Origin of the sequence: Herbaspirillum sp. Sphag64, assembly GCF_014192645.1 — a bacterium.
Lineage (GTDB): Bacteria > Pseudomonadota > Gammaproteobacteria > Burkholderiales > Burkholderiaceae_D > Herbaspirillum.
In genome coordinates, this window is sequence record NZ_JACHYE010000013.1 from 61,451 (window position 1) to 87,469 (window position 26,019).

Below are 26,019 nucleotides of genomic sequence, written 5' to 3' on the forward strand. Positions count from 1 at the left end.
GCGGAAATACCGGCGACATGGTATTTCCAAACTTGGAAGCCAGATGACCAACACCTGTTCGTTTGCGCGCTGAATTGACCCACTCAGTTTGACCCTCCCGCCACTGCCTGGCGAACGCTGCAACCCTGTCGTAAGACCCCTTGAAGCCTAAATCGACAAGCTCCTCGTGAAGCTGCTTGAGGCTGCGTCTTTGCTTCCGGGATTTGGCCGCCTCGGTCTTGAGCCAGCCGGCGAGCTGATGAGCGTATGGGTCGATGGCGCTGGCAGTTTGGCGCTCCGCATAGGTCGGTTCAGTGGTTTCCGAGCGCAGGTAGCGCCTGACAGTGTTGCGTGAGATGCCGAGCCGCTTGGCGATCTCCCTCAGCGGCACCTTGTCACGCAGGTGCCAGCGTCTGATTATTCCTAGTAATGCCACGTCAATCACTCCATTCCCCTACTCATTTCGAAGAGTAGGATTGTGTGCTAAACGTGGGTCACTTTTCGATGCAAATTATGCGGCTAAGTGGGTCAATTTTCGGTGCAAATCAACACTCCAGCAGCCATTTCATTTCGACCCGTGACGAAATTTTGCCGGCCGGATGCCTTTTCGCCAAGTCAGCAAAGAACTCTTCGATCTCCTGCAAGACTTCCGGATCTTCGCTTTGGAATCTGTTGGCGAAATCGGAAAAGACGGGAAAGAACTTTCCGGAAGTTATGACTGACACTTCGAGACCGTCGCCGCTATGGACGTGCAGCGGTTCATTTGAATACTCGGCCGAGTCTTGAAACCCTTGGGGATGGAAGAATTCTTGGAAGTTTGGAAAATCCATCAGTATTCCGCGAAATTTTTCCGAGGGATCGGCGTGCACGCCAAAGATCGCGTATTCAAATCTTGGCTTGCCGCGATATATCGAAACACTCCCAATACTCATTCCGTAGCTTGGCGGATCAAAATTCCCGACCAATGTGCATAGCCTTCCGCTGGACAAAACGCCATGCAGATGTCCGACCTTCTTCGCATTCGAATCCATCTGGCACATGAATTCCAGCTGCAATCCCTTATCGGGGGTGTAGGTCAACTTGCCGGGGAAATCGATCGATTTGTCCGGGTAATTGAAAAGGCCCAGCCACTCGTAACTTTCGAAGTGGTTAAATTCATCCGTGCTCATTACGAATAACTAAGTCCAATTATTTTGAAGCAGCTACATCTGCCAACTTCATCGCTCTGGCGGGGTGAACTTAGGCACATGTGCCTTTTGACCGCCAAGTCCCACGGTAAATTGGCAGCAAATTGTGGTATTTGAGTGCCTGAAAGCAAACTGCCGTTACGGGCGGCCCGTTCGCCCAAGATTAATGACTAGGCCATACAACCGGGCCTTTGCACGTCGACTACCGCACTGAAGTAGGCCACTCGCAGTAACTCTGGCCTACGCCTATTCACCCATGAACGTGGCGGCATCGATCATGCAAGGAACAAATATGTTGCAACTACCTGGACAAATTGCAACTATTCTTGGATCCTACAGCATTACACATCAATATTCCCAGCCTGCAGCGCATTCAACTCAATAAACGCACGACGTGGTTCCACGTCATCGCCCATCAAGGTCATGAAGATCTGGTCAGCGGCAATCGCGTCTTCGATCTGCACCTTCAACAAACGACGCACAGTCGGGTCCATCGTAGTTTCCCACAGCTGTTCTGGATTCATTTCACCCAGACCTTTATAGCGTTGCTTGTTGACGCCGCGTTCGGCTTCGTCGCGCAGCCATGCCATGGCGTGGTGGAAGTCGTTGATGGCGCTTTCTTTGATTTTTTCGCCAGTACCGCGACGGATCAGTGCGCCTGGTCCGATCAGGCCCTTGAAGGTGGCTGCTGCGTTGCTGAGCACCTGATAGTCGGGGCCGTTGACGAAGTCGGCATCAATGCCGGAAACCTTGATATTGCCGTGGTACAGGCGTTGAATGCGTAGGGTGTGCTTGTCGGTCAGTTCGTCTGAGCGAACCAATACGTCAACGCCGGGTTCGTTGATCGATGCCTTGAGCGCAGCAGCGGAGGCTTCTGCGTCGGCGACGGTGTTGAGGTTGAGTTTGACGCCGGTCATGATCGCTGACAGCGCGGCGTCATCGATCATGCGCGACAGACGCATGATGATGGCGTTGGCGGTGTTGTATTGGCGGACCAGCTCGGTCAGCGCGTCGCCGCTGATCGGGGCAGCGCCTGCGCTTGGCGTCAGTTCGGCGTCATTGAGGGCGATCTGCATCATGTATTGCGCTTCTTCGATGTCGTCCTTGAGGTAGCGCTCGTCCTTGCCGGCCTTGACCTTGTAGAGCGGTGGCTGGGCAATGTAGATGTGGCCGCGTTCAACCAGTTGTGGCATCTGGCGATAGAACAGGGTCAGCAGCAGGGTGCGGATGTGGGCGCCGTCAACGTCGGCATCGGTCATGATGATGATGCGGTGGTAACGCAGTTTGTCGGCGTTGAATTCGTCCGGGCCGATGCTGGTGCCGAGGGTGGCGATCAAGGTGGTGATCTGCTCGGAGGAGAGCATCTTCTCGAAGCGGGCTTTTTCAACGTTGAGGACCTTACCGCGCAGTGGCAGGATGGCCTGGAATTTACGGTCGCGACCTTGCTTGGCCGAGCCGCCCGCGGAGTCACCCTCGACGATGTAGAGTTCGCACAGGGCTGGGTCTTTTTCCTGGCAGTCGGCCAGTTTGGCGGAGAGACCGAGGCCGTCCATGACGCCTTTGCGGCGGGTCAGTTCGCGCGCCTTGCGGGCTGCTTCACGCGCGCGCGCGGCTTCAACGATCTTGCCGCAGATGATCTTGGCGTCGTTCGGCTTTTCCTGCAGGAAGTCGGTCAGGGTCTTGGCGACGATTTCTTCTACCGGGCCGCGGACTTCGGAGGAGACCAGTTTGTCTTTGGTCTGCGAGCTGAACTTGGGTTCTGGCACCTTCACAGACAAGACGCAGGTGAGACCTTCGCGCATGTCGTCGCCGGAGACTTCGACCTTGGCCTTTTTGGCGAAGTCGTTTTCTTCGATGTACTTGTTGATGACGCGGGTCATCGCGGCGCGCAGGCCGGTGAGGTGGGTGCCGCCGTCACGTTGCGGAATGTTGTTGGTGAAGCAGAGCACTTGCTCGTTGTAGGCGTCGTTCCATTGCATGGAGACGTCGACCGAGATGTTGGTGCCTTGGTCGGAGAGCTTTTCGCCGGTGGCCTGGAAAATGGTCGGGTTGAGGATGCTCTTGTTTTTGTTGATGTATTCAACAAAGCCACGCGTGCCGCCTTCGAAGGCGAAGTCTTCTTCCTTGCCGGTACGCTGATCGGTCAGCTTGATGTGCACGCCGTTGTTGAGGAAGGACAGTTCCCGGATGCGCTTGGCCAGAATTTCGTAGTGGAATTCGACGTGGGTGAAAATTTCTTCGTCGGCCCAGAAGTGGACTTCAGTACCACGCTTGTCGGTGTCACCGATGACCTTGATCGGCGAAACCTGTACGCCGTCGACGATTTCGATTTCACGATTCTGCGGAATACCCCGCACAAATTCCATCGCATACATTTTTCCGTCACGACGGATGGTCAGGCGCAGGAGTTTGGACAGACCGTTCACGCAGGACACACCAACACCGTGCAAACCGCCGGACACCTTGTAGGAGTTTTGGTCGAACTTGCCGCCGGCGTGCAGCTCGGTCATGACGATTTCGGCTGCGCTACGTTTTGGTTCGTGCTTGTCATCCATCTTGAGACCGGTCGGAATTCCGCGACCATTGTCGGTGACCGAGATGGAATTGTCGGAGTGGATGGTGACGTGGATTTCGGTGCAGTGGCCGGCCAGTGCTTCGTCAATCGAGTTGTCCAGGACTTCGAACACGAGATGGTGCAAGCCGGTGCCGTCAGAGGTGTCGCCGATGTACATGCCTGGCCGTTTGCGGACCGCTTCCAGACCTTCCAGAATCTGGATGGAGGAGGCTCCATATTGATTTTGTTGCGGTTGATTGGTGTTGTCTGCAGGGGCTTGGGACATGGCTACCTTCTGAAAAATCGCGCTTTACGACACGCTTGAAACACGCTCGGGTGAGAGCTGAATACCGGTAAAAATACAAAAGAACGGCAAATTACGGCAAAACAAGACGAAAACCGGTAAAACTTAAAAGTGCCAAAGGGCCGCTTATGCCGGCCCTTCGGTAACTACTGTGTTGCTGGAGATCAGATCCGCATTGGCATAACGACGTATTTGAAGTCGGCATTGTCAGGGATGGTGATCAGCGCCGATGAGTTGGTGTCACCGAGGGCAACGTTGACGTAGTCGCCCTTGAGGTTGTTGAGCACGTCGAGCAGGTAAGTGACGTTGAAGCCGATGTCGACGCTGTCGCCACCGTAGTCGATTTCGAGTTCTTCGACGGCTTCTTCCTGGTCGGCATTGGTGGAGCTGATCTTCAGGCTACCGGGTGCAATCACCCAACGCACGCCCTTGAACTTGTCACTGGTCATGATGGCGGCGCGTTGCAGCGAGCGCAGCAGCTGATCACGGCTGATGGTGAAGTTGTTCTTGTAACCCTTCGGTACCACGCGGGTGTAGTCGGGGAATTTACCTTCGACCAGCTTGGAGATCAGTTCGATATCGGCGAAGGTCAGCTTGACCTGGTTGTTGGCGATATCGAGCTGGACTGGTTCGTCGCTTTCTTCGAGCAGGCGTTGCAGTTCCAGAATGGTCTTGCGCGGGATGATGACTTCCTGACGCGGGAATTCCTGTTCGGTTGCAACCTGGCAGAAGGCCAGACGGTGACCGTCGGTGGCAACGGCGATGACGTTCTTGCCTTCGACGACCAGCAGCAGGCCGTTGAGGTAGTAACGGATGTCTTGCTGGGCCATCGAGAAATGGACCATGTTGAACAGGTGCTTCAACGTCTTTTGCGGCAGGGTGACGTTGGCGTTGTATTGGTCAGCCTGCGCAACGGTGGGGAATTCTTCAGCAGCCAGTGTTTGCAGGGCAAAGCGGGATTTACCCGATTGCACGGTCAAACGCTTGTTGGCCAGGGTGACGGTGACCTCACCGGTGTCGGGCAGGGCACGCAAAATGTCGAGGAACTTGCGGGCAGCCACGGTAGTAGCGGTAACGTCACTGCCGGATCCAACGTCAGCGTGCGTGGTGATCTGCACTTCGATGTCGGTGGACAGGAAAGATACCTTTTCGCCGTCCTTGCGAATGAGGATATTGGCCAGAATCGGCAATGTGTGCCGACGCTCGACAATACCACTCACGATTTGCAGAGGTCGGAGCAGAGTATCTCGTTGGGTTTTGACCAATTGCATAGTCTCTTTATCCTTACTAGAAGTGGTTTACCGGATGCTGAAAGCTGCTTTCAAATTCTGCCTGCAGGTTCGGCCTCAGACTGCGTTGGACCCATCCTTGCGTGCGGTTTGCCGCCGATCTCGCGAACATGCTTTTTTGACAATGTTTTTGCACAATAAAGCACCCTGGCAGCCAACCTGACCAACCCTGCCATTGTATCAATCAACGGTCCCGCTAAGGAAGCAAATTGACCTCAGGAATCGGGCATTCGGTCAGGCTTTTGGTTTGCCTTCTGGTCAACCTTTGAGTGTCTGTTCAAGCACGTGCAGTTCGTGGTTGCATTCAGGGTTCTTGGTACGGTCGGCGGCGATCTTGCGCACCGCGTGCAACACCGTGGTGTGGTCGCGGCCACCGAAGAGGTCGCCGATTTCGGGCAGGCTTTTCTGGGTCAGTTCTTTGGCAAGATACATGGCAATCTGACGCGGACGGGCAATATTGGCCGGACGCTTCTTGGAGTACATGTCAGCGACTTTGATGTTGAAGAAATCGGCAACTGTCTTTTGAATGTTTTCGACGGAGATCTGCCGGTTTTGCACGGACAAGAGGTCTTTTAGCGCATCTTTAACGACATCGATCGTGATGTCCTTGCCGTGGAAACGCGAATACGCGAGGATCTTGCGCAGTGCGCCTTCAAGCTCGCGCACGTTCGAACGCAAGTGCTTGGCGACGAAGAAGGCAACATCATCGGACAGTTGTACGCCTTCCTGCGTAGCCTTTTTCATCAGAATAGCGACGCGCATTTCCAGTTCGGGCGGTTCAATGGCAACCGTCAGACCAGAGTCAAAGCGCGAAATCAAGCGGTCATCCATGCCGCTGATTTCCTTGGGGTAGGTATCGCTGGTGATGATGATCTGCTTTTTAGCCGCGATCAGGGCTTCAAAAGCATAGAAAAACTCTTCCTGGGTGCGGCTCTTGCCGCCAAAGAATTGAATATCGTCGATCAACAACAGGTCTAGCGAGTGGTAGTAACGCTTGAAATCGTCAAAACCCTTGCGCTGATAGGCGGTCACCACGTCGCGCACGTATTGCTCGGCATGAATATAGCGGATCTTGGCATTGGGATTGTCGGCCAACACCTGATTGCCAATCGCGTGAATCACGTGGGTCTTGCCCAGACCGACACCACCATACAGAAACAGCGGGTTGTAAGAGATGCCCGGATTGTTGGCAACCTGAGTCGCGGCGGCACGGGCGAGCTGGTTGGCTTTACCGGTGACGAGGTTGTCAAAGGTGAGTACCGAGTTGATGCGCGACAACTCCTGACGCGGTGCGACCGGCGGCGGCGGCGGCTCAACCAGTGCTTCCTGGATGCCGGTCGGATAACCATCAAGCATGCTCGCCAGCAAGGCGCCAGCTTGACCGCCAGTGTTGGCCGGTGAAGTACCAGCGGCAACAGCGGCGGCGCGGCGGGCAGCGCCGACACGTGGATCGAGCACAAACTCCACATCAACCTGGGCTTCCCAGTATTCGCAAGCAATCGTGGTGATACGGCTGGCGAACTGGGTCTTGACCCAATCCAGCTTGAAACGGTTCGGCGCAGCAATACGCAAGCGGCCATCTTCATAATCAAGCGGCGCGAGCGGCTTGATCCAGGCGCTATATTGCTGAGGTGTCAGTTCCTGCTCCAGCTTCGCGGAACAAGCCTGCCAAAAATTTTCCATGGATCTTCTTATCAGTGAGGGACTTGCGGGGATCTGTCTGAACCTGTCGCAGGCGATGTCTTGTGGATGACTTGCGCGACGGGTTCGTTAAACAGAGGCGCCATTTTACCCTTGACCGGAAAAGTTATCCACAGGCAGAGTGCGATTTTGGCAGAGTAAAAATGTATATCGATAGGCGCTGTCATTGCATTCGGAAATATGCGCTCCAAAATCTGGTCTATCCGACAACAACCCCGTCTATGAAGACTTTCAGCTCACCGTTTTGCATTTGGATCCAGGTCTCATCAGTGGTCAGCGGTTGCGTGACAATGAGCACAACGCGGTCTTCGGATCCAGCCAGTTCAGAGAAATCCACAGAAAGATCTTCGTCTGACAAATGCACCGAGCCAAACGGATGTTGGCGTAGGACGTAGTACAGGTTGGTCGAGCAATGCGCGAACAGGGCGGAACCATCGGAAAGCAGCATGTTGAAGGTGCCGTGACGGGCAATATCGTCGACGATCTCGCGGATGGTGGCATGCAGATCATCAAATGCAGGTTGATGGTCGCCAAAACGTTCGCGTAATTGTTGCAGCAGATAGCAAAACGCCAGTTCGCTGTCGGTGGTGCCGACTGGCCGATACGGGCCGTCGAGGGAGGGCGTGAATTCTTTGAGATCGCCATTGTGGGCGAAAACCCAATAACGTCCCCACAATTCGCGCACGAACGGATGGCAATTTGCCAGCGTGACGCGTCCCTGAGTGGCTTTACGAATGTGCGCAATGACGTGCTTGGATTGGATCGGGCTATTTTTGATCAGTTCGGCGACCGGCGAGGTGACTGCAGACTGGTAATCGACAAAGGTACGCACGCCAGAGCCCTCAAAGAAGGCGATCCCAAAACCGTCAGCGTGGTGATCAGTCAGGCCGCCGCGTTTGGCAAACCCGGTAAAGCTGAACATGATGTCGGTGGGGGTATTGCAGTTCATCCCGAGTAGCTGGCACATGGTCGCGGTTTAGCAGTAAATCAGAGTTTGTTGGAGTGATGGAAAACATGCTCGGAGGTCTGTATCAATTGATACAAAGCGTACAGGCTTCACGGTATCACGCCATCCACCAGGGCGGAAGACGAATAAACAGGAGCGGCAGTGCGATGGACAAAAAAAACCCCACGAACTTGGTTCGTGGGGTAAATCCTTCCTAAAGAGGGAGGAGGAGACGCGGTTCGTACTACTTAACTTTCAAAAAACAGAACTGGGTTCAAGCAAATGGGCCAGCTTAAAAATCGCGGCCTGCCAGGTTGCGCAGTTCTGCTGCAAAATTCGGTTGTGAGCCAGCATAATCTCTGGCCATGCGGTTCAACATCTTGACGCCTTTGAAACGGTGTTGCGAGACACGATCTTCAAGCGACTTGCGTGGCACAAAGAACACCATCACTGCGCGCATCATGCCAAGCACCAGCGGCTTGAATACCATCAGCAACGTGACCATCATGCCCAGACCCAGCAGCGGGCGGATCATGGCGATGGTTGCACCGATCACTTGCTGTGCAACCGGAACAGCTGCTTCAACTGGAAAGGCGATGGTGAAGGCGGACATGATATTGATTTTCCTGATATCGAACTGTTGGGCGCTGTCATTAGCGCTGATTTATCTGATCTGTTGCGTTGCAGTATAAAGAGTCAACTCGTAGTTTTCCAATTTCGAGTTGGGATATCAGATATATGAAATATGAATAGCGTTGTGAATTCCCATCACCAAAACTGGTAATGAATCATTGCTTGGTGTGCTGAAAACAAAAAAATCCCCGCACAACAAGGTTAGCGGGGTAAGCCTTCCCTCAGCGAGGGAAGAGGAGACACGGTTCAGAAAATGCGAGTGACACACAATGGCGCCGTAGCATTTGTTGCTGAAGCAAAGTTCAGCAGCAGACTGGAACTGGGCCGGCGACTGGCGCGGCGAAGTGAATCATGTTGGCTCACCAACATACCAGCGGTATTGCCGAAGGAAAACCTTCTCAATCCCCTGGCAAAAATAAAAAGAGACGATCTTTGCCTCATTGCTGCTTCATTACTACTTCATTACAGTCATCTGCAATGTAGTATTACTGTTTGTACTTCGGTATCGCCATGTAGTCGGAATTCCGACCACTTATTACCACAAAAAACGACAGCAAAATTAACCGCGACCGGCGATAAAACGCAGTTCTGTTGCCAAATTTGGTTGGCTCGACTCAACTTCATTGGCCAAACGGTTCAATTGGGCCATGCCGTTGATGTGTTGATCCGCTGCCAGCAAACCGGCTTGTGCTTCGTGCGCCTTGACGAAACTGACGAACAGGTTACGCAGTGCGACGCCGATCTTGGTGCCAAAGCCGGTACTGGTCTTGCTTGAATAGCTTGCGCTCATTGTGCTCATGATGCACTCCTTGAAAAAGAGGGGATGTTGCAGTGCAGTATAGTGATGGCATACTCGCTTTACCAATTTCCTTTTGAGATATCAGTTATAGTTGGTGTGAATAGTGTTTTTTACCCCTACCCCCTCCCGCAACCCTTAATCTGGCGCGGCTGACATGAGCTTTCTTACACTTGATCTGAATCTTTTGCGGGTCTTTGACGCCGTCATGACTGAGCAAAATCTGACACGCGCAGCCAACTTGCTGGCAATGACGCAGCCGGCGGTGTCCAATGCCCTGCGGCGTTTGCGCGACACACTCAATGATGAACTGGTGATCCGGACCGCCCATGGGGTCAAGCCGACACCGCGTGCCGAAGAACTATGGCCGACGGTACGCCGTGCCTTGTCGGAGCTGGAAGCGGTGATTACACCAGAGACCTTCGATGTTTCGCGCGCACAAAATACGTTTCGCATGGCGATGGTCGATGCAACGGCGGCATTGTGGTTGCCGTCGCTGGTACGGACCATCATGCGCGATGCTCCTCGGATCAAAATTCGCATGATGCCGCTGACCACCCGTGACCCGCGGGCGATGCTGTTGCGCGGCGATGTGGATCTGGCGGTCGGTTTTTTCCCGGGGGTGACAGCGCAACTGGCCGATGGACAAGGCATGGTAAAAAGTCAGATCAGCCATGAGCGGCTTTACACCGGTCAATATGTCTGCGTGATGAACAAGAGTCATCCGCTGGCCAATGAAGAACTGACGCTGGACAAGTATTGTGCGGCCGACCATTTGCTGGTGAGTCTGTCAGGCAAACCACATGCCGTGATCGATGATGTGTTGTCGAGCATGAACCGGGAGCGGCGCATTTTGTTGACGGTCAACCAGTTCTTCACTGCTGGCCGGATTGTTGCCAGTTCAGAACTGATCACCGTCTTGCCGCGCCATCTGATTGCCGCCACGGGTATGACTGAAGCGTTGGTGGTCAAGGAGTTGCCGTTCAAGACACCCGACGAACACGTCGATATGCTCTGGCATGAGCGCGATGCACGCAACCCTGCCCACAAATGGTTACGCGCTCACCTGGTAACCACCACGCATGAGCAGTTTGGGCGCTTCAACCTGGCGCAGTGATACTGCTGATCCTGTCCCTCTGATCCTACCTTGCACAACATGACTGTTTGATCATGTTGTGCTTCCTGTTTTACCTCTTTCCTTTGCTTCATTGCCGGTTTGATGCGCGCGTAAAAGTCGCAGCGCTGGTATCTGCTCAAGCTATTTTTGTGCATTGCCCGGGGCTATCCTGCAACGCCTCCGTTAATGTGGATAAAGCCACAAACGAATACCACCGACTACTCTGTATTTTTAGTTTTCTGCCTGGCAATGACAGGCGTGCCGGGCGCGCAGATATGATGAATTGACTGATGGAAATATGCCGCAAAGACTTGTTGGGCGGGCAATAGCGCGTGATCGAATGGTTTTTCTACCAGCAAGACGTAGCACTGATGCTGCCTGCAGCACTGGTCATACTCAGCTTTGGATAGCACTGTCAGGCCCTTGCTTTTCTGTGGATAAGCTTGTGAATAAGTCGCGGAAGATTTGGGGACATGATCACACTTTTCCACATGGCCGATTTCTATCCAAGAACTATTCTTCAGTCATACATAATTTACTCAGGGCTTATCATTTTCGTAAACACTTGATTGCGCATTGGTTTACCGACTTATCCACAGAAATGGCCCTGTGTTAACTACTACTACTATCTCTATATATAAACATTTAATTTAAAACCTAAAACCCTACTTTTCTATCGGCTGAACTAAAAAAGCAAAAACCGGCTGAGTGTATTCACACACACGTTCAGCTACTTCAACACCTGCACATCTTGTACTTCCACTACCAAGTCAGATTCCGCTACGGCAACACACGGCAAGATCCAACCTTCTGCTTTTTCTTCCCGGGTAACACCGGGCCATTCGATCAGATAACGAATATTTCCTTTTCGCAATTGACACAGGCAGGTTCGACAAGCGCCACTTCTACAAGAATTTGGCAATCGAATCCCTGCATCCAGTGCAGATAACACCAAAGACTTGTTCGCTTGTGCATGAAATTGCAATCCTGAAGGCAGGAGCAGTACCTTCCAGCCATGTTGTGAGGTGAGAACGGGTGGTGCCATCAGTTTTTCCCTGTTTTGCTGTGGTGACGGTTTAAAAGCTTCTCTCTCCGATCACTCATTTGCTGAACATAAAGATGTGAATCGGAAAAAAGACGAAAAAAATGGCTAAAAAGCCATTTTTTGATTTCTCCTGTGGATAACTCTCTGTATATCCTGGGTGTGAATTGGGGATAGCTTGGCACTTGTTCACAAACGGTTTTTCTATCCCCGAACTGTTCTTTGACTATACAAGACTTGCCAAGCACTTATCATTTTCGTAAACATCTGATTCAACTTCGGTTTACCAAGTTATCCACAGAAAACACCCTGTGTTAACTACTACTACTATGTATATATATAACCTTTTAATTTAAAAACCAACATCACGTTATTTCGTCACGGCAGACAGAAAAAGAGCAAAAATCAGCAAAAAGCGTCGCCATCAACGCCAGACATCGGCAATCAAGGCAAAGACTGCCTCTATAGCAGGTTCATGCTGGCGTTTCTCCATGGAAATAAAAGACAATTCCGTCGACAAATCAACCGCATCAGCGATCACCAGACCATGCGCATGCGATTGATTTAATGCAATAGAGGCCCGTGCCAGCGACAAACCAACACCGGATTTCACCAGATCGAGCATGGAGGACTCCTGGTCTACCAATGCTACGGTCTGTGGTGTAAGTTTGTATTGTGCAAACACTTTACTGAGCAAGCGTTGATGCGCAGACTCCGGCGGCGTCCAGATCCAGGGTAATTGGGCTAATTCCTTCCAGCCTTTGCCGGCAACCCGGCTCTTCCAGCCAGCTGGAGCAATCACGTTGTAGGTGAAATGGGTCAGCGTCAGGCTATGAAAGCCCTTGCCTGGATTGCCAAGATAAAAACCGACATCCAAGGCCCCTGCCTTGACCTGTTGCAACACCGAACCCGACATATGGTGTTGAAGTTGTGTGGACAACTGGGGATAACGTTCGACCAGATGCTTCAGAAAGGCACCGAGGCGGATGAATTCAGGATCAAGGATGGTACCAATTGAAAGTGTTCCCCTTAGTTGATCAAGCTGATGCAAGGCGGCAGCATGTTGGCGGAACTCTTGCAGTAGTTGCAGCTGGCGTTCTGCCAGTGGCAATAATTTAGAACCTTCATTGGTCAGCCGCATGCCGGCATTCGTGCGTACGAACAATTGCAGATCGAGTCGCTCCTGCAAGGTCTTGATCTGCAAGCTCACTGCCGGTTGCGTCAGGTGCAAACTGGTGGCGGCACGGGTCAGATTTCCTTCTCTGGCAACTGTGACAAATGCACGTAAAAGTGTTAAATCCATACCTAAATATTGAAAAGTTCTTTTAAATGACGTTATTTATAACTTTAAAATAAAACACATTTGTGTTTATAAGTTTTTATTATATTGCTATTGATAATAACTGATTGGATTCTGTCCTGAGTCGGTTATATCCTCTGAAATGTCATGAAAAACCGCCGACAAATCGTCATATAAGGAGGAGTATCTCTCTAAGAGTGACTATGTTGAGCGAATAACACACTTTCAACATCCAATATCACCAAAGGAAAACTTATGACTAGCCCACATTCACCGATTCAGCATTTCATCAATGGTCGTATCACTCCCTCCACAAGCGAACGGCAGCAAGATGTGTTCAATCCGGCCACTGGCGAAGTAGTCAATCAGGTGGTGCTGGGCTCTGTTGCGGAAGTCAATGCTGCGGTTGCTGCAGCCAGTGCGGCCGCACCTGACTGGGCCGAAACGGCACCGTTGAAGCGGGCGCGGGTACTGTTCAAGTTCAAGGAGCTGATTGAGCAACATCATGATGACCTGGCCGCGGCGATTACCCGCGAGCACGGCAAGGTGTTTTCGGACGCCAAGGGCGAAGTCACCCGCGGTCTGGAAATCGTGGAATTTGCCTGTGGCGTGCCGCAACTGCTGAAGACGCAGTTCACTGACAACATCGGTGGTGGTATCGACAACTGGAATTTGCGTCAGCCGTTGGGGGTGACAGCCGGTATTACGCCGTTCAATTTTCCGGTGATGGTGCCGCTGTGGATGGCGCCGCTGGCCATTGCTACCGGTAACAGCTTCATTCTCAAGCCATCCGAACGCGATCCATCGCCATCGTTGATGCTGGCTGAGCTGTTTAAACGCGCCGGGTTGCCTGATGGTGTCTTCAACGTGGTGCAGGGTGACAAGGTTGCCGTCGACGCGCTGCTGCACCATCCTGAGGTGCAGGCGGTGTCATTTGTCGGTTCGACCCCGATTGCTGAATATATTTACAGCGAAGCCAGCAAGCGTGCCGGGACTTATCCACTGCGTGCACAAGCATTGGGTGGTGCCAAGAATCATCTGGTAGTGATGCCAGACGCGAATCTGGAGCAGGCTGTGGATGCGCTTATTGGTGCAGCGTATGGTTCGGCTGGTGAGCGTTGCATGGCAATTTCGGTTGCGGTGGCCGTAGGTAGTGTGGCGGACAAGCTGGTTGACGCGCTGATTCCACGCGTAAAGGCGTTGAAAATCAAGAACGGTATGGAAGCCGATGCCGAAATGGGGCCTTTGGTTACTGCTGCCCATAAAGCCAAAGTGGAAGGCTATATCGATGCAGGCGTCGCCGCTGGTGCCAAGCTGCTGGTTGATGGTCGTGGCCATGTGGTGCCGGGCAATGAGAAGGGTTTCTTTGTTGGTGGTACCTTGTTTGATCACGTCACACCTGACATGACGATATATAAGGAAGAGATTTTTGGCCCGGTGCTGTGTATTGTGCGGGTCCCTGATTTTGCCGAAGCAGTGCGGCTGATCAATGCGCATGAATATGGCAATGGCGTATCGCTGTTCACGGCTGATGGCAATACAGCACATGAATTTTCGCGCCGGATCCAGGTTGGCATGGTCGGTATCAATGTACCGATTCCCGTGCCGATGGCGTGGCATTCCTTTGGCGGCTGGAAGCGCTCACTATTTGGCGACACGCATGCCTATGGTGAGGAAGGCATCAAGTTCTATACCCGTTACAAGTCGATCATGCAGCGTTGGTCCGCCACCATTGGCAAGGGTGCAGAATTCACAATGCCGGTAGCAAAGTAAAACCGGACCCAACACAATAACAATCAACAATAACGAATAACACCCAGCATCCCGGCATCAGTCGGGATGTGTGTTTCAGCACGGAGACAACATGGAGTCAGCAGGACAATACGATTACATCATTATCGGTGCCGGTACTGCTGGCTGTGTGCTGGCCAATCGTCTCAGTGCGGAGCGTGATGTCAAGGTTCTCCTACTGGAAGCTGGTGCCAAGGACGATTACATCTGGATCCATATTCCGGTCGGTTACCTCTATTGCATCAACAACCCGCGTACCGACTGGCTGTTCCGCAGCGAAGCCGATCGCGGCCTCAACGGGCGTAGTCTCATTTACCCGCGCGGCAAGGTGCTCGGCGGCTGTTCGTCGATCAACGGCATGATCTACATGCGTGGTCAGGCACGTGATTATGACGAATGGGCGCAATTGACGGGTGATGAAAGCTGGCGCTGGGATCAGGTTCTGCCATGGTTTAAGAAGAGTGAGGATTACCACGGTGGAGCCAACGCGTTTCATGGAAGAGGTGGCGAATGGCGGGTGGAAAAGCAGCGCTTGTCCTGGGAAATTCTGGATGCCTTTAGGGATGCCGCAGCACAGGTTGGCATCCCCAAGATTGATGACTTCAACCGTGGCGATAATGAGGGCAGTGCCTATTTTGATGTCAATCAAAAACGCGGCATACGCTGGAACGCCTCCAAGGCATTTTTACGACCTGCGATGAAAACCGGGAATCTGGAGATCATGACCGGTTCCCACGTTAAACGGCTGCGTATCCAGCAAACCGAGACAGGGCCAGTGTGCGTCGGTGTCGAATTTACCGGTGGTGGTCGTGAATGGTTCGCCGAAGCCACTTGCGAAACCATTCTCGCTGCTGGTGCCGTCGGTTCTCCGCATCTGCTGCAGGTTTCGGGGATTGGCCCGGCAGCGTTGCTGCAGCAACATCAGATACAGGTGCAACATGATTTGCCCGGTGTCGGCGAGAACCTGCAAGATCATTTGCAGTTGCGTACAGCCTACAAGGTGGAAGGCGTCAAGACCCTCAACAAGATGGCTAATAACTGGTTTGGCAAGATGAAGATCGGCATGGAATATGCGTTGCGGCAGAGTGGACCGATGTCGATGGCGCCGTCGCAGTTGGGTGTGTTTGCCAAATCGGACAGCGCACAGGCTAGCGCCAATCTGGAATATCACGTGCAGCCGCTGTCGCTAGAGAAATTTGGCGAACCCTTGCATCCGTTTCCGGCCTTTACTGCCAGCGTCTGCAATTTGCGACCAAGCTCACGTGGCCATGTCCGTCTGAGTTCTGCTGACGCTGCTATTGCACCAAAAATAACGCTTAATTATCTGAGCACCGAGGCTGATCGCAAGGTGGCCGTTGATTCCCTGAAATTGACACGCAATATCGCCAACGCGCCAGCACTGAAAAAATATCGGCCTGAAGAATACAAACCAGGTCTGCAATTCCAGAATGAAGATGAGTTGATCCAGGCTGCCGGTGATATCGGCACCACCATTTTTCATCCAGTTGGTACCTGCAAGATGGGCCGGGAAGACGATCTGCTGGCCGTTGTCGACACGCAATTACGGGTACGCGGTGTTGGCCAGCTACGGGTGGTAGACGCTTCCGTGATGCCGACAATTACCTCCGGCAATACCAATTCGCCGACCGTGATGATTGCCGAAAAGACCGCAGAATTGATCCGGAAAGCGCGTCAGAAGCAGGCTTGATAAAGGACTTCAGTTGATGAACCACCTATTTTTGAGATGTAGAAAGATCTGGTCAGATACGGTGTTTATACGTATTGTATGAATGAAATGACTCGGCTACTATGCGCCAGATATCGGACCTGCTGACAGGTAGTTTGTTCATATTTAGGACAAATATGAACTTCATAATATGAACTTCATAGAAAGATCATATGAACATACGAACATCAGCAGACCGACAATAATAAAAATAAAGACTCATGCACCACAGTAGAGTTGCCGCCAGATAATGCCAGTAGAGCAGGGCGGATGGCTCAGGGGCCAGGCACCGTGACAAGTGCATGGTATTCATGGGAAAAATGACAAGAGACACCTAAGAGACACTATGACAGATGTCATTCTGGAGACAAAAAACCTGACGAAGGAATTCAAGGGTTTTACCGCCGTCAGCAAGGTCAACCTGCAAATTCAGCGAGGCCATATTCATGCCTTGATCGGCCCGAACGGTGCTGGCAAGACAACCTGTTTCAATCTGTTGACCAAATTTCTGGTACCCAGCTCCGGGCAGATTCTGTTCAATGGCCGTGACATCACGATGGCACCACCAGCACAGATTGCGCGCAGCGGTATCATTCGTTCGTTTCAGATTTCTGCGGTATTTCCACATCTGAGCGTGATGGAAAACGTGCGGATCGGTTTGCAACGCAGCCTGGGTACCTCTTTTCATTTCTGGAAGAGCGGCAGCAGCCTGTCGCAACTTAATGACCGTGCCATGGCCTTGCTGGAAGAGGTCGATCTAGCCAGCTTTGCCGATACCATCACTGTCGATTTGCCGTACGGTCGCAAGCGCGCACTCGAAATTGCCACCACGCTGGCGATGGAACCTGAACTGATGCTGCTCGATGAGCCAACCCAAGGCATGGGCCACGAAGATGTGGATCGTGTCACAGCACTGATCAAGAAGGTGTCAGCCGGTCGCACGATTCTGATGGTGGAGCACAACATGGCGGTGATTTCCGGCATTTGTGACCGTATCAGCGTGCTGCAACGTGGTGCGCTGCTTGCCGAAGGCACTTATGAACAGGTATCGAAGAATCCGCAAGTGATGGAAGCCTATATGGGCACCACAGCGACTGAGTTGCAAGGAGCACATTAATGAGCACAGCGACATTGGACGCCGCTGCTGGCAAGACCACAAGTCAATCAGCAGTGACACCTGCGCTGGAGATCTCCCAGCTGCAATCCTGGTACGGTGAATCGCATATTCTGCACAACGTTGATCTGACGGTGAACAAGGGTGAGGTCGTCACTTTGCTGGGACGCAATGGCGCCGGTCGTACCACAACACTGCGTTCGATCATGGGTTTGGTCGGCGCACGCCGTGGTTCGATCAAGATCAATGGCGTCGAAACCATCGCCATGCCGACCTACAAGATTGCGCATCAGGCCGTGGGGTATTGCCCCGAAGAGCGTGGCATTTTTTCGTCGCTGTCGACGGAAGAAAACCTGCTGCTGCCACCCTCCGTCTCCAAAACAGACAAGGGCATGTCGATCGAAGAAATCTACGACATGTTTCCCAATCTCAAAGAACGCCGTAACAGCCAGGGCACACGTCTGTCTGGCGGCGAACAGCAGATGCTGGCGGTGGCGCGTATCCTGCGGACCGGTGCCCGTTTGCTGCTGCTCGATGAAATTTCTGAAGGTCTGGCTCCCGTGATTGTGCAGACACTGGCCCGCATGATCACCACGCTCAAGGCCAAGGGTTACACGATTGTGATGGTGGAGCAGAATTTCCGCTTTGCTGCGCCGCTGGCGGACCGATTCTATGTGATGGAGCATGGACAGATTGTCGAATCGTTTGCCGCTGCCGAGCTGGAATCAAAGACCCAGAAACTCAACGAGCTGCTTGGCGTTTAAAAGATTGCTGTAAAACCGCGAACCTTGCCCAATCAGTGGAGTGCATCGGCATCGCTGGTGTTGATCGGGTAACGGGTAGTCGTAAGTCATAACAAAGGAGATGAAAATGAAATTAAGGACTATGTCACGCGCTGTCTCGACGGTCGTTGCAGGCTTTGCACTGGCAACGTTGGCGACGTCGGCTTCCGCACAGATCGCTGGAGATGCGATCAAGATCGGTTTTATTACCGACATTTCCGGTGTGTACTCCGATATTGATGGGCAAGGCGGCGCCGAAGCAATCAAGTTTGCCATCGCCGATATGGGCGGTGCCATCAACGGCAAGAAAATCGAACTGCTGGTCGCTGACCATCAAAACAAGGCAGACGTTGCTGCCAGCCGCGCCCGTGAATGGTTCGATCAGCAAGGCGTCAACACCATTATTGGTGGTACCAATTCCGGTACTGCCTTGGCAATGGCCAAGGTGGCTTCTGAAAAGAAGCGCGTCTTCTTTGAAAACGGTGCCGGTTCAGCCCGTCTGACGAATGAAGAATGCTCGCCTTACACCGTGCACTATGCCTACGACACCGTCGCGCTGGCCAAAGGTACCGGTTCTGCAGTAGTCAAGCAGGGTGGCAAGAGCTGGTTTTTCCTGACGGCTGACTATGCTTTTGGTCACTCCCTGGAAAGCGATACCAGCAATGTTGTGAAGGCCTCTGGCGGCACCGTGATCGGTTCGGTCAAGCATCCGCTGGGCGCATCGGACTTCTCGTCCTTCCTGTTGCAGGCACAGACCTCCAAGGCACAGATCATTGGTCTGGCCAACGCCGGTGGTGACTTCATCAACTCGGTCAAGGCCGCCAACGAGTTCGGTATCACGCGTACCGCCAAACTGGCAGGGCTGCTGGTATTCATCAACGACATTCACTCGCTCACTCCCAAGTTGACGCAGGGTATGTACCTGACCGACAGCTGGTACTGGGATACCAATGAAGAGACCCGTAAGTTCGCCAAGCGCTACTTCGAGAAGAACAAGAAGATGCCATCAAGCCTGCAAGCCGCTGACTACTCTGCAGCGTTGCAATATCTGCAAGCGGTGAAGGCTGTCAATTCCACCGATTCGGACAAGGTCATGGCACAGTTGCGCAAGACCAAGTTTAACGATGTGTTCCAGAAGAACGGCTATCTCCGTGCTGACGGTCGCGTTGTCCATGATATGTATCTGTATCAGGTGAAGACTCCGGCCGAGTCTAAGTATCCATGGGACTACTACAAGCTGGTGCAAACCATTCCTGGCGAACAGGCATGGACCACCAAGGCCGAGTCCAAGTGCGCGGCCTGGAAATAAGCAGCGACGTCAGCTTGATACTGAGCTTGGACCTGAGCTCGTACCTGAGTTCACTTCAGCCAAGCTTAGTGTCCCGTTAGCGAAGCCACTGATTTCCGGTCATTGAATATGCCAGTGCGCATGCTGCCAAGAGTCTGTCATTTCTGTTTCGGCGGGAATGGCAGATTTTTGTTGTCAGCATTGGTAAAACCGGCCGAGCCATCTGGCTTGCCGGTCAATCTGAGTGAATGAGTTTCTATGGAATTATTCGGCATCCCTCTGCAAGCCTTGTTGAGTCAGCTATTGCTGGGTCTGGTGAACGGCTCGTTCTATGCGATGTTGTCGCTGGGACTGGCGGTGATCTTCGGCCTGCTCAACGTCATCAACTTTGCCCACGGCACGCTGTACATGCTGGGTGCGTTTACCGCCTGGATCGGGCTGTCTTACTTCGGCATCAATTACTGGCTCATGCTGATTCTGGCACCGCTGATTGTCGGCCTGTTTGGCATCATTATCGAAAAGACCATGCTGCGCTGGCTTTACAAGCTTGATCACTTATATGGTCTGCTGCTGACATTTGGTATCACGCTGATGGTAGAGGGCATCTTCCGCTCAATCTACGGCGTGTCAGGTCAACCGTATTCGGTGCCAGACGCCTTGCAGGGGGCGACCAATCTGGGCTTCATGATTCTGCCGAATTATCGCGCCTGGGTCGTGGTGGCCTCGCTGACGGTGTGCTTCTCGACCTGGTTCGTGATCGAAAAAACCCGACTCGGTGCCTACCTGCGTGCCGGCACGGAAAACCCCAAGCTGGTGGAAGCCTTCGGTATCAACGTGCCACTGATGGTGACATTGACCTATGGCTTTGGCGTAGCGCTGGCTGCTTTTGCAGGCGTGCTGGCAGCACCGGTAATTCAGGTGTCGCCGTTGATGGGTTCGAACCTCATCATCGTCGTCTTTGCCGTGGTGGTCATTGGTGGCATGGGCTCGATCCTCGGCTCGATTGTCACTGGTCTGGCGCTCGGCGTGATCGAAGGTCTGACCCGCGTGTTTTATCCTGAACTGTCGGCTACCGTGGTCTTCATCATCATGGCGATTGTGCTGATGATTCGTCCTGCTGGTCTGTTCGGCAAAGAGAAATAAGGTGAAGCACATGAATAACTCCCTCAATAAAAAAATTGCTCTGGCCGTACTGCTGGTGCTGGCCTTGCTGGCACCATTCGGTCTGTACCCGGTGTTCCTGATGAAGATGTTGTGCTTCGCCTTGTTTGCGTGCGCATTCAATCTCTTGATCGGCTATACCGGACTGTTGTCATTTGGACATGCTGCTTTCTTCGGCGCGGCTGGTTATGTTGCCGGACAGTCGCTGAAGCTGTGGGGCCTGCCAACTGAACTGGGCTTGGTACTGGGTACATTGACTGGTGCCTTGATTGGTCTGGTGATGGGCTTGCTGGCGATTCGCCGGCAGGGGATTTACTTCACCATGATCACCCTGGCACTGGCACAGATGTTGTACTTCGTGGCGCTGCAAGCACCCTTTACCGGTGGAGAAGACGGGTTGCAGGGGATTCCACGTGGTCGCCTGCTGGGCTTTCTGGATCTGGGCAGCGACATCACGCTTTACTATGTCGTGCTGGCCATCTTTGTCGCTGCACTGGCACTGATTGTGCGCATCATCCATTCGCCGTTTGGTCAGGTATTGAAGGCCATCAAGGAGAACGAACCACGCGCTATCTCGCTGGGCTACGACATCGATCGCTACAAGCTGCTGGCCTTTGTATTGTCCGCCGCGCTGACCGGTTTGGCCGGTTCCACCAAGGCGCTGGTGCTGGGTTTTGAGACGCTGACCGATGTCCACTGGAGCATGTCTGGTCTGGTGGTGCTGATGACGCTGGTTGGTGGTCTGGGCACGATCATGGGGCCGATTGTTGGCGCCGTGATCATCGTCATGCTGGAGAACAAACTTGGTGATATCGGTAACTGGCTTGCCAGTGTCACCCACATCGACTGGTTCACCACGCTGGGCGATTCGGTCACGATCGTGACAGGTTTCATCTTCATCGTCTGCGTGCTGGCATTCCGGCGAGGTATCGTCGGTGAAATCATTCACTTTGCCAAGCGGAAAACCTCAACCGCACACTGAATAGCGCTCATTTGAAACTGCTCACCGCCGGCATGGGAAACCATCCGGCGGTTTTGTTTTTTTGGAGGTAGTGATGGTTCTGTATGCAATGGAGCAAGAGTAAAATATCTAGCTTCCGTTATCTGACACCATGCGGCTTCGGCCGCATTTTTATTTTCCAAAGAAGATTTCCATGCCTGATCTGCTTTCCAATTACCTCATTCTCTGCCTCGGTGCCTTCGTCGCCGGACTGGTCGATGCCGTCGTCGGTGGAGGAGGGTTGGTACTGATTCCCACCTTGTTCTCGGTGTTTCCGACGGCAGTACCTGCAACCCTGTTGGGAACTAATAAAGTCGCTGGTGTCATGGGTACCAGCGCAGCAGCGATCAACTTTGCCCGGCGCGTGCGGATTGAATGGCGAGCAGCAGTGCCGGCAGCGATGGCAGCATTTGTACTGTCCTTTTCAGGTGCCTATGTAGTGACCCATATTCCCACCGAGTTGATTCGCAAGGCCTTGCCGTTTGTGTTGGTTGCGGTGGCGGTTTATACCTTGAAGAAGAAAGACTTCGGTCAGACGCATGCACCCCTGTTGTCTGGCAGCAAGGAAAGGTTGTTCGCGATTCTGATTGGTGCCGGGGTCGGTTTCTACGACGGTGTGTTTGGTCCTGGTACCGGTAGCTGTCTAGTATTCCTGTTTGTGCGTGTATTTGGCTTCGACTTCCTGCGTGCGTCGGCAGTATCAAAGATCGTGAACATTGCGACCAATCTGGCCGCATTGGTCTGGTTCGGTTACAGCGGTCATGTAATCCTGCAGTTGGGTTTGTTGATGGCAGTGTTCAATATTGCAGGCTCGCTGGTTGGTACCCGACTAGCGATCAAACATGGCAGCAGTTTTGTGCGAAAGCTGTTTTTGTTTGTGGTGTCGGCATTGATCATCAAGACGACCTATGACGCATTCCTAAAGTAAAAGTAACGGGGGTGATGATTGTTTCACGTGAAACAATCAAGTATCCGTGTTGTTGGTAAGGAAAGAAGGGGAGGCGGAAGCCTCCTCTTTTTGTTTCACGTGAAACAAAAATCCAACGGAAACGATGAATAGTCAGACTGGGTCGGGGTAGGGCATCCAAAAAGACTTTATAATCTCGCCTCTGTTCACCGTCTCCACGAGGCGCATTATGCTATTTCCCACACAATTTGATGTCATCGTCGTCGGCGGTGGTCACGCCGGTACCGAAGCTGCATTGGCAGCTGCCCGCATGGGGCAGAAGACTTTACTGTTGAGCCACAATATCGAGACCCTCGGTCAGATGTCTTGCAACCCGTCCATCGGCGGAATCGGCAAGGGTCATCTGGTCAAGGAAGTTGATGCCATGGGTGGGGCAATGGCGATTGCGACCGATGAAGCTGGTATCCAATTCCGTATTCTGAATTCCTCCAAGGGCCCGGCAGTCCGTGCCACGCGCGCACAAGCTGACCGTATCCTGTACAAGCAAGCGATTCGCTCCCGTCTTGAAAACCAACCCAACCTGTGGCTGTTCCAGCAGGCGGTCGATGACCTGATGGTCGAAGGTGATCGCGTGATCGGTGCTGTTACGCAAACCGGTATCCAGTTTCAGGGCAGGGCAGTGGTGCTGACGGCGGGTACCTTCCTCGACGGGAAGATTCACGTGGGTCTCAATAACTACGCCGCTGGCCGTGCCGGTGATCCACCAGCGATCTCCTTGTCGGCACGTCTGAAAGAATTGAAGCTGCCGCAAGGTCGTCTCAAAACGGGGACGCCACCGCGTATTGATGGTCGCAGTATCGACTTTTCTATCCTCGAAGAGCAGCCGGGCGACCTCGATCCGGTGCCAGTGTTCTCGGTCATGGGCAATGCTGCCATGCATCCACGCCAGATGCCATGCTGGATCACCCATACCAATATCCAGACACACGACATCATCCGTGCCGGCCTTGACCGTAGCCCGATGTACACCGGCGTGATTGAAGGTGTTGGTCCACGCTATTGCCCGTCGATTGAAGACAAGATTCACCGTTTCGCTGGCAAGGATTCACACCAGATTTATCTGGAGCCGGAAGGTCTCACCACCAACGAGTTTTATCCCAACGGTATCTCCACCAGCTTGCCATTCGATGTGCAACTGGCGCTGGTACGCTCCATGCGTGGCATGGAAAACGCGCACATTCTGCGCCCCGGTTACGCCATCGAATACGACTACTTTGATCCACGTGGTTTGAAGTCCTCGCTGGAAACCCGTCAGATTCAGGGGCTGTTCTTTGCCGGCCAGATCAATGGCACCACCGGCTACGAAGAAGCGGCCGCCCAAGGGATGCTGGCCGGTATCAACGCCGCCTTGCAAACACAGGGCCGCGAGAGCTGGACTCCGCGCCGCGATGAAGCCTATCTCGGCGTACTGGTCGACGACCTCATCACGCAAGGTGTGCAAGAGCCTTACCGCATGTTCACCAGCCGCGCCGAATATCGCCTGAGTCTGCGCGAAGACAATGCCGACTTGCGGCTGACCGAAATCGGTCGCCAGCTCGGTTGCGTCAGCGACGCCCAATGGGAAGTCTTTGAGAAGAAGCGCGAAGCCGTTGCACGTGAAATGGAACGCCTCAAATCGACCTGGGTCAATCCACGCCTTTTGCCCGCTGCCGAGGCAGAGCGTGTATTGGGCAAAGCCATCGAGCATGAATATAACCTGATCGATCTGCTGCGCCGCCCCAACGTCAACTACGACAGCCTGATGACGCTGACCGCTAGCGATGGTCAAACCTTGGCTGGCCCCGGTGTGACCGATGATGCGGTGCGCGAGCAGGTCGAAATCCAGGTCAAGTACGCCGGTTACATCGATCGTCAGGCCAAGGAAATCAGCCGTCAGGATCATAACGAAAACCTCCGTTTGCCAGCCGATCTCGATTACATGGAAGTCAAAGCCCTGTCGATTGAAGTCCGCCAAAAGCTCAACAAGCACAAGCCAGAGACGCTCGGTCAGGCGTCGCGGATTGCCGGTATTACACCGGCGGCAATTTCGCTGCTGCTGGTACATCTGAAAAAAGGCGGCCTCAAGGTTGCCACCACTGATAACAAGGCAGCCTGAATCTTGAGCGCAACTCCGAACAACGAAGCCCTCGCCGCGACCTTACGTAGCGGTGCCGAAGCACTCGGTCTGAGCCTGAGCGACCAGCAGCAACACAAGCTGCTGGCCTATCTGACCCTGATGGCCAAGTGGAACCGTACCTACAACCTGACTGCGCTACGCGATCCGGCGCAAATGATGACGCATCATTTGTTGGATTCACTGGCAGCAGTATCTGCCTTCGCAGACGCCAGGAATGTCCTTGACGTCGGTGCCGGTGGTGGTTTGCCGGGAATCGTGCTGGCCATCTGGGCAGCAGAGGTTTATCCTGAAATGCGCGTTTCGATGATTGATACCGTGCACAAGAAAACGGCATTTCTGACCCAGGCCAAAGCAGAGTTGCAATTAGGCAATATTTCGGTTTATACCGCCCGCGTGGAGCAGCTGAAAGTAGAGCAGGATTTTGATGTCATCACCTCCCGCGCTTTTGCCGAGCTCAATGATTTCATCACCTGGTCCAACCACCTGTTATCACCCAATGGTCGCTACATCGCCATGAAAGGCGTCATGCCGGAAGACGAAATCGCACGCCTGCCGGTGGGCTGGAAGGTCAGCCACACTCAACCGTTGCACGTCCCTGGTCTGGATGCAGAACGCCATCTGATCTTTATCGAGAGGTCTTGAATGCTGAACCTGCCGCGTTGCGTTGTCACTGGTACTTCCACCGTCTTGAGTGCGCTGCTGCTGGTTGCCGCTACACTGGCACCACAGCATACTCAGGCACAGGAAGTCACCACCGTCGCATCGGTAGATCTCCAACGCTACGCCGGCAAGTGGTACGAGATTGCACGCTTCCCTAACAGCTTCCAGAAGAAATGCCTCGCCGATGTCAGCGCTGAGTACAAGCCCCGCAGTGATGGCAATATCGATGTCGTCAATCGCTGCAAGGTCGAAGATGGCAAGACCGATGAAGCCGTCGGGCTCGCAAAAGTTGTCCCCGGTACCAATAATGCCAAGCTGCAGGTGCGCTTTGCACCGGGCTGGCTGTCATGGCTGCCGCTGGTCTGGGGTGACTACTGGATTATCAGTCTCGATGCCGACTACTCCCTCGTCACCGTTGGCACACCGTCGCGAGACTATCTATGGATCCTGTCGCGCACGCCAACTGTCTCGGAGGCGCAGTACGAAGCCGCCGTCAACAACGCCACCAGACAAGGGTTTGATACTGCCCGACTGGTAAAGACCTTACAGTAACGCTGCTCAAAACA

Annotated in this window: 21 protein-coding genes and 1 pseudogene; 12 read left to right on the forward strand and 10 right to left on the reverse strand. The window is 53.3% G+C overall.

From position 1 onward, the window contains the following. Window positions 1-55: 55 nt before the first annotated feature. From FHW66_RS17430 to FHW66_RS17465, 8 genes and pseudogenes are all read right to left on the reverse strand, one after another. Window positions 56-424: pseudogene (locus FHW66_RS17430) on the reverse strand (helix-turn-helix domain-containing protein); the annotation flags it as partial. Window positions 425-524: 100 nt separating this feature from the next. Further along, a complete protein-coding gene (locus tag FHW66_RS17435) occupies window positions 525-1,148 on the reverse strand; it encodes a hypothetical protein (RefSeq protein WP_183381096.1) in 624 nt (207 codons plus the stop codon). Between the two features lie 359 nt (window positions 1,149-1,507). Continuing rightward, window positions 1,508-4,006, reverse strand: coding sequence for a DNA topoisomerase (ATP-hydrolyzing) subunit B (gene gyrB / locus FHW66_RS17440; protein ID WP_183381097.1), 2,499 nt, complete (start codon window positions 4,004-4,006; stop codon window positions 1,508-1,510). 182 nt (window positions 4,007-4,188) lie between these two features. Next, window positions 4,189-5,295: a DNA polymerase III subunit beta gene (gene dnaN / locus FHW66_RS17445; RefSeq protein WP_183381098.1), complete on the reverse strand. Its 1,107-nt coding sequence runs from the start codon at window positions 5,293-5,295 to the stop codon at window positions 4,189-4,191. A 276-nt stretch (window positions 5,296-5,571) separates the two neighbouring features. After that, window positions 5,572-6,996 (reverse strand): chromosomal replication initiator protein DnaA, encoded by a 1,425-nt coding sequence (gene dnaA / locus FHW66_RS17450; RefSeq protein WP_183381099.1) that lies wholly within the window; start codon window positions 6,994-6,996, stop codon window positions 5,572-5,574. 217 nt (window positions 6,997-7,213) lie between these two features. Then, entirely contained in the window at window positions 7,214-7,981 is a 768-nt protein-coding gene (locus tag FHW66_RS17455; protein WP_183381100.1) for a class II glutamine amidotransferase, read from the reverse strand. Window positions 7,982-8,252: 271 nt separating this feature from the next. Next, window positions 8,253-8,573, reverse strand: coding sequence for a hypothetical protein (locus tag FHW66_RS17460; RefSeq protein WP_183381101.1), 321 nt, complete (start codon window positions 8,571-8,573; stop codon window positions 8,253-8,255). Window positions 8,574-9,152: 579 nt separating this feature from the next. Beyond that, the gene (locus tag FHW66_RS17465; RefSeq protein WP_183381102.1) at window positions 9,153-9,392 is read right to left on the reverse strand and encodes a hypothetical protein; all 240 of its coding nucleotides are present in this window, start codon (window positions 9,390-9,392) and stop codon (window positions 9,153-9,155) included. Window positions 9,393-9,546: 154 nt separating this feature from the next. On the opposite strand from FHW66_RS17465, the gene FHW66_RS17470 reads away from it, so the two are divergent. Then, window positions 9,547-10,506 (forward strand): LysR family transcriptional regulator, encoded by a 960-nt coding sequence (locus FHW66_RS17470; RefSeq protein WP_183381103.1) that lies wholly within the window; start codon window positions 9,547-9,549, stop codon window positions 10,504-10,506. 730 nt (window positions 10,507-11,236) lie between these two features. On the opposite strand, the gene FHW66_RS17475 is transcribed toward FHW66_RS17470, so the two are convergent. Then, window positions 11,237-11,551, reverse strand: a complete 315-nt coding sequence (locus FHW66_RS17475) for a 2Fe-2S iron-sulfur cluster-binding protein (protein ID WP_183381104.1) — start codon at window positions 11,549-11,551, stop codon at window positions 11,237-11,239. A gap of 421 nt (window positions 11,552-11,972) precedes the next feature. Beyond that, the gene (locus FHW66_RS17480; protein WP_183381105.1) at window positions 11,973-12,851 is read right to left on the reverse strand and encodes a LysR family transcriptional regulator; all 879 of its coding nucleotides are present in this window, start codon (window positions 12,849-12,851) and stop codon (window positions 11,973-11,975) included. A gap of 252 nt (window positions 12,852-13,103) precedes the next feature. Here FHW66_RS17480 and FHW66_RS17485 point away from each other — a divergent pair, with 252 nt between their 5' ends. From FHW66_RS17485 to FHW66_RS17535, 11 genes are all read left to right on the forward strand, one after another. Continuing rightward, window positions 13,104-14,621, forward strand: a complete 1,518-nt coding sequence (locus FHW66_RS17485; RefSeq protein ID WP_183381106.1) for a CoA-acylating methylmalonate-semialdehyde dehydrogenase — start codon at window positions 13,104-13,106, stop codon at window positions 14,619-14,621. A gap of 91 nt (window positions 14,622-14,712) precedes the next feature. After that, window positions 14,713-16,347, forward strand: a complete 1,635-nt coding sequence (locus FHW66_RS17490) for a GMC family oxidoreductase (RefSeq protein WP_183381107.1) — start codon at window positions 14,713-14,715, stop codon at window positions 16,345-16,347. Window positions 16,348-16,711: 364 nt separating this feature from the next. Next, window positions 16,712-17,482 (forward strand): ABC transporter ATP-binding protein, encoded by a 771-nt coding sequence (locus FHW66_RS17495; protein ID WP_183381108.1) that lies wholly within the window; start codon window positions 16,712-16,714, stop codon window positions 17,480-17,482. Next, entirely contained in the window at window positions 17,482-18,243 is a 762-nt protein-coding gene (locus FHW66_RS17500; RefSeq protein ID WP_183381109.1) for an ABC transporter ATP-binding protein, read from the forward strand. Before FHW66_RS17495 ends, FHW66_RS17500 begins: the two co-directional genes overlap by 1 nt. Window positions 18,244-18,349: 106 nt before the next feature. Then, window positions 18,350-19,570, forward strand: coding sequence for an ABC transporter substrate-binding protein (locus FHW66_RS17505; RefSeq protein ID WP_183381110.1), 1,221 nt, complete (start codon window positions 18,350-18,352; stop codon window positions 19,568-19,570). Window positions 19,571-19,807: 237 nt separating this feature from the next. Beyond that, window positions 19,808-20,692, forward strand: a complete 885-nt coding sequence (locus FHW66_RS17510) for a branched-chain amino acid ABC transporter permease (RefSeq protein ID WP_183381111.1) — start codon at window positions 19,808-19,810, stop codon at window positions 20,690-20,692. A gap of 10 nt (window positions 20,693-20,702) precedes the next feature. Next, the gene (locus FHW66_RS17515; protein ID WP_183381112.1) at window positions 20,703-21,692 is read left to right on the forward strand and encodes a branched-chain amino acid ABC transporter permease; all 990 of its coding nucleotides are present in this window, start codon (window positions 20,703-20,705) and stop codon (window positions 21,690-21,692) included. A gap of 172 nt (window positions 21,693-21,864) precedes the next feature. After that, window positions 21,865-22,638 carry a TSUP family transporter gene (locus FHW66_RS17520; RefSeq protein WP_183381113.1) on the forward strand — a complete coding sequence of 258 codons (774 nt, stop codon included), beginning with the start codon at window positions 21,865-21,867 and terminating at the stop codon, window positions 22,636-22,638. Window positions 22,639-22,846: 208 nt separating this feature from the next. Further along, the gene (mnmG, locus tag FHW66_RS17525; RefSeq protein ID WP_183381114.1) at window positions 22,847-24,772 is read left to right on the forward strand and encodes a tRNA uridine-5-carboxymethylaminomethyl(34) synthesis enzyme MnmG; all 1,926 of its coding nucleotides are present in this window, start codon (window positions 22,847-22,849) and stop codon (window positions 24,770-24,772) included. A gap of 3 nt (window positions 24,773-24,775) precedes the next feature. Next, window positions 24,776-25,435 carry a 16S rRNA (guanine(527)-N(7))-methyltransferase RsmG gene (rsmG, locus tag FHW66_RS17530; RefSeq protein WP_183381115.1) on the forward strand — a complete coding sequence of 220 codons (660 nt, stop codon included), beginning with the start codon at window positions 24,776-24,778 and terminating at the stop codon, window positions 25,433-25,435. Then, window positions 25,436-26,005 (forward strand): lipocalin family protein, encoded by a 570-nt coding sequence (locus FHW66_RS17535; protein WP_183381116.1) that lies wholly within the window; start codon window positions 25,436-25,438, stop codon window positions 26,003-26,005. Window positions 26,006-26,019: the final 14 nt, after the last annotated feature.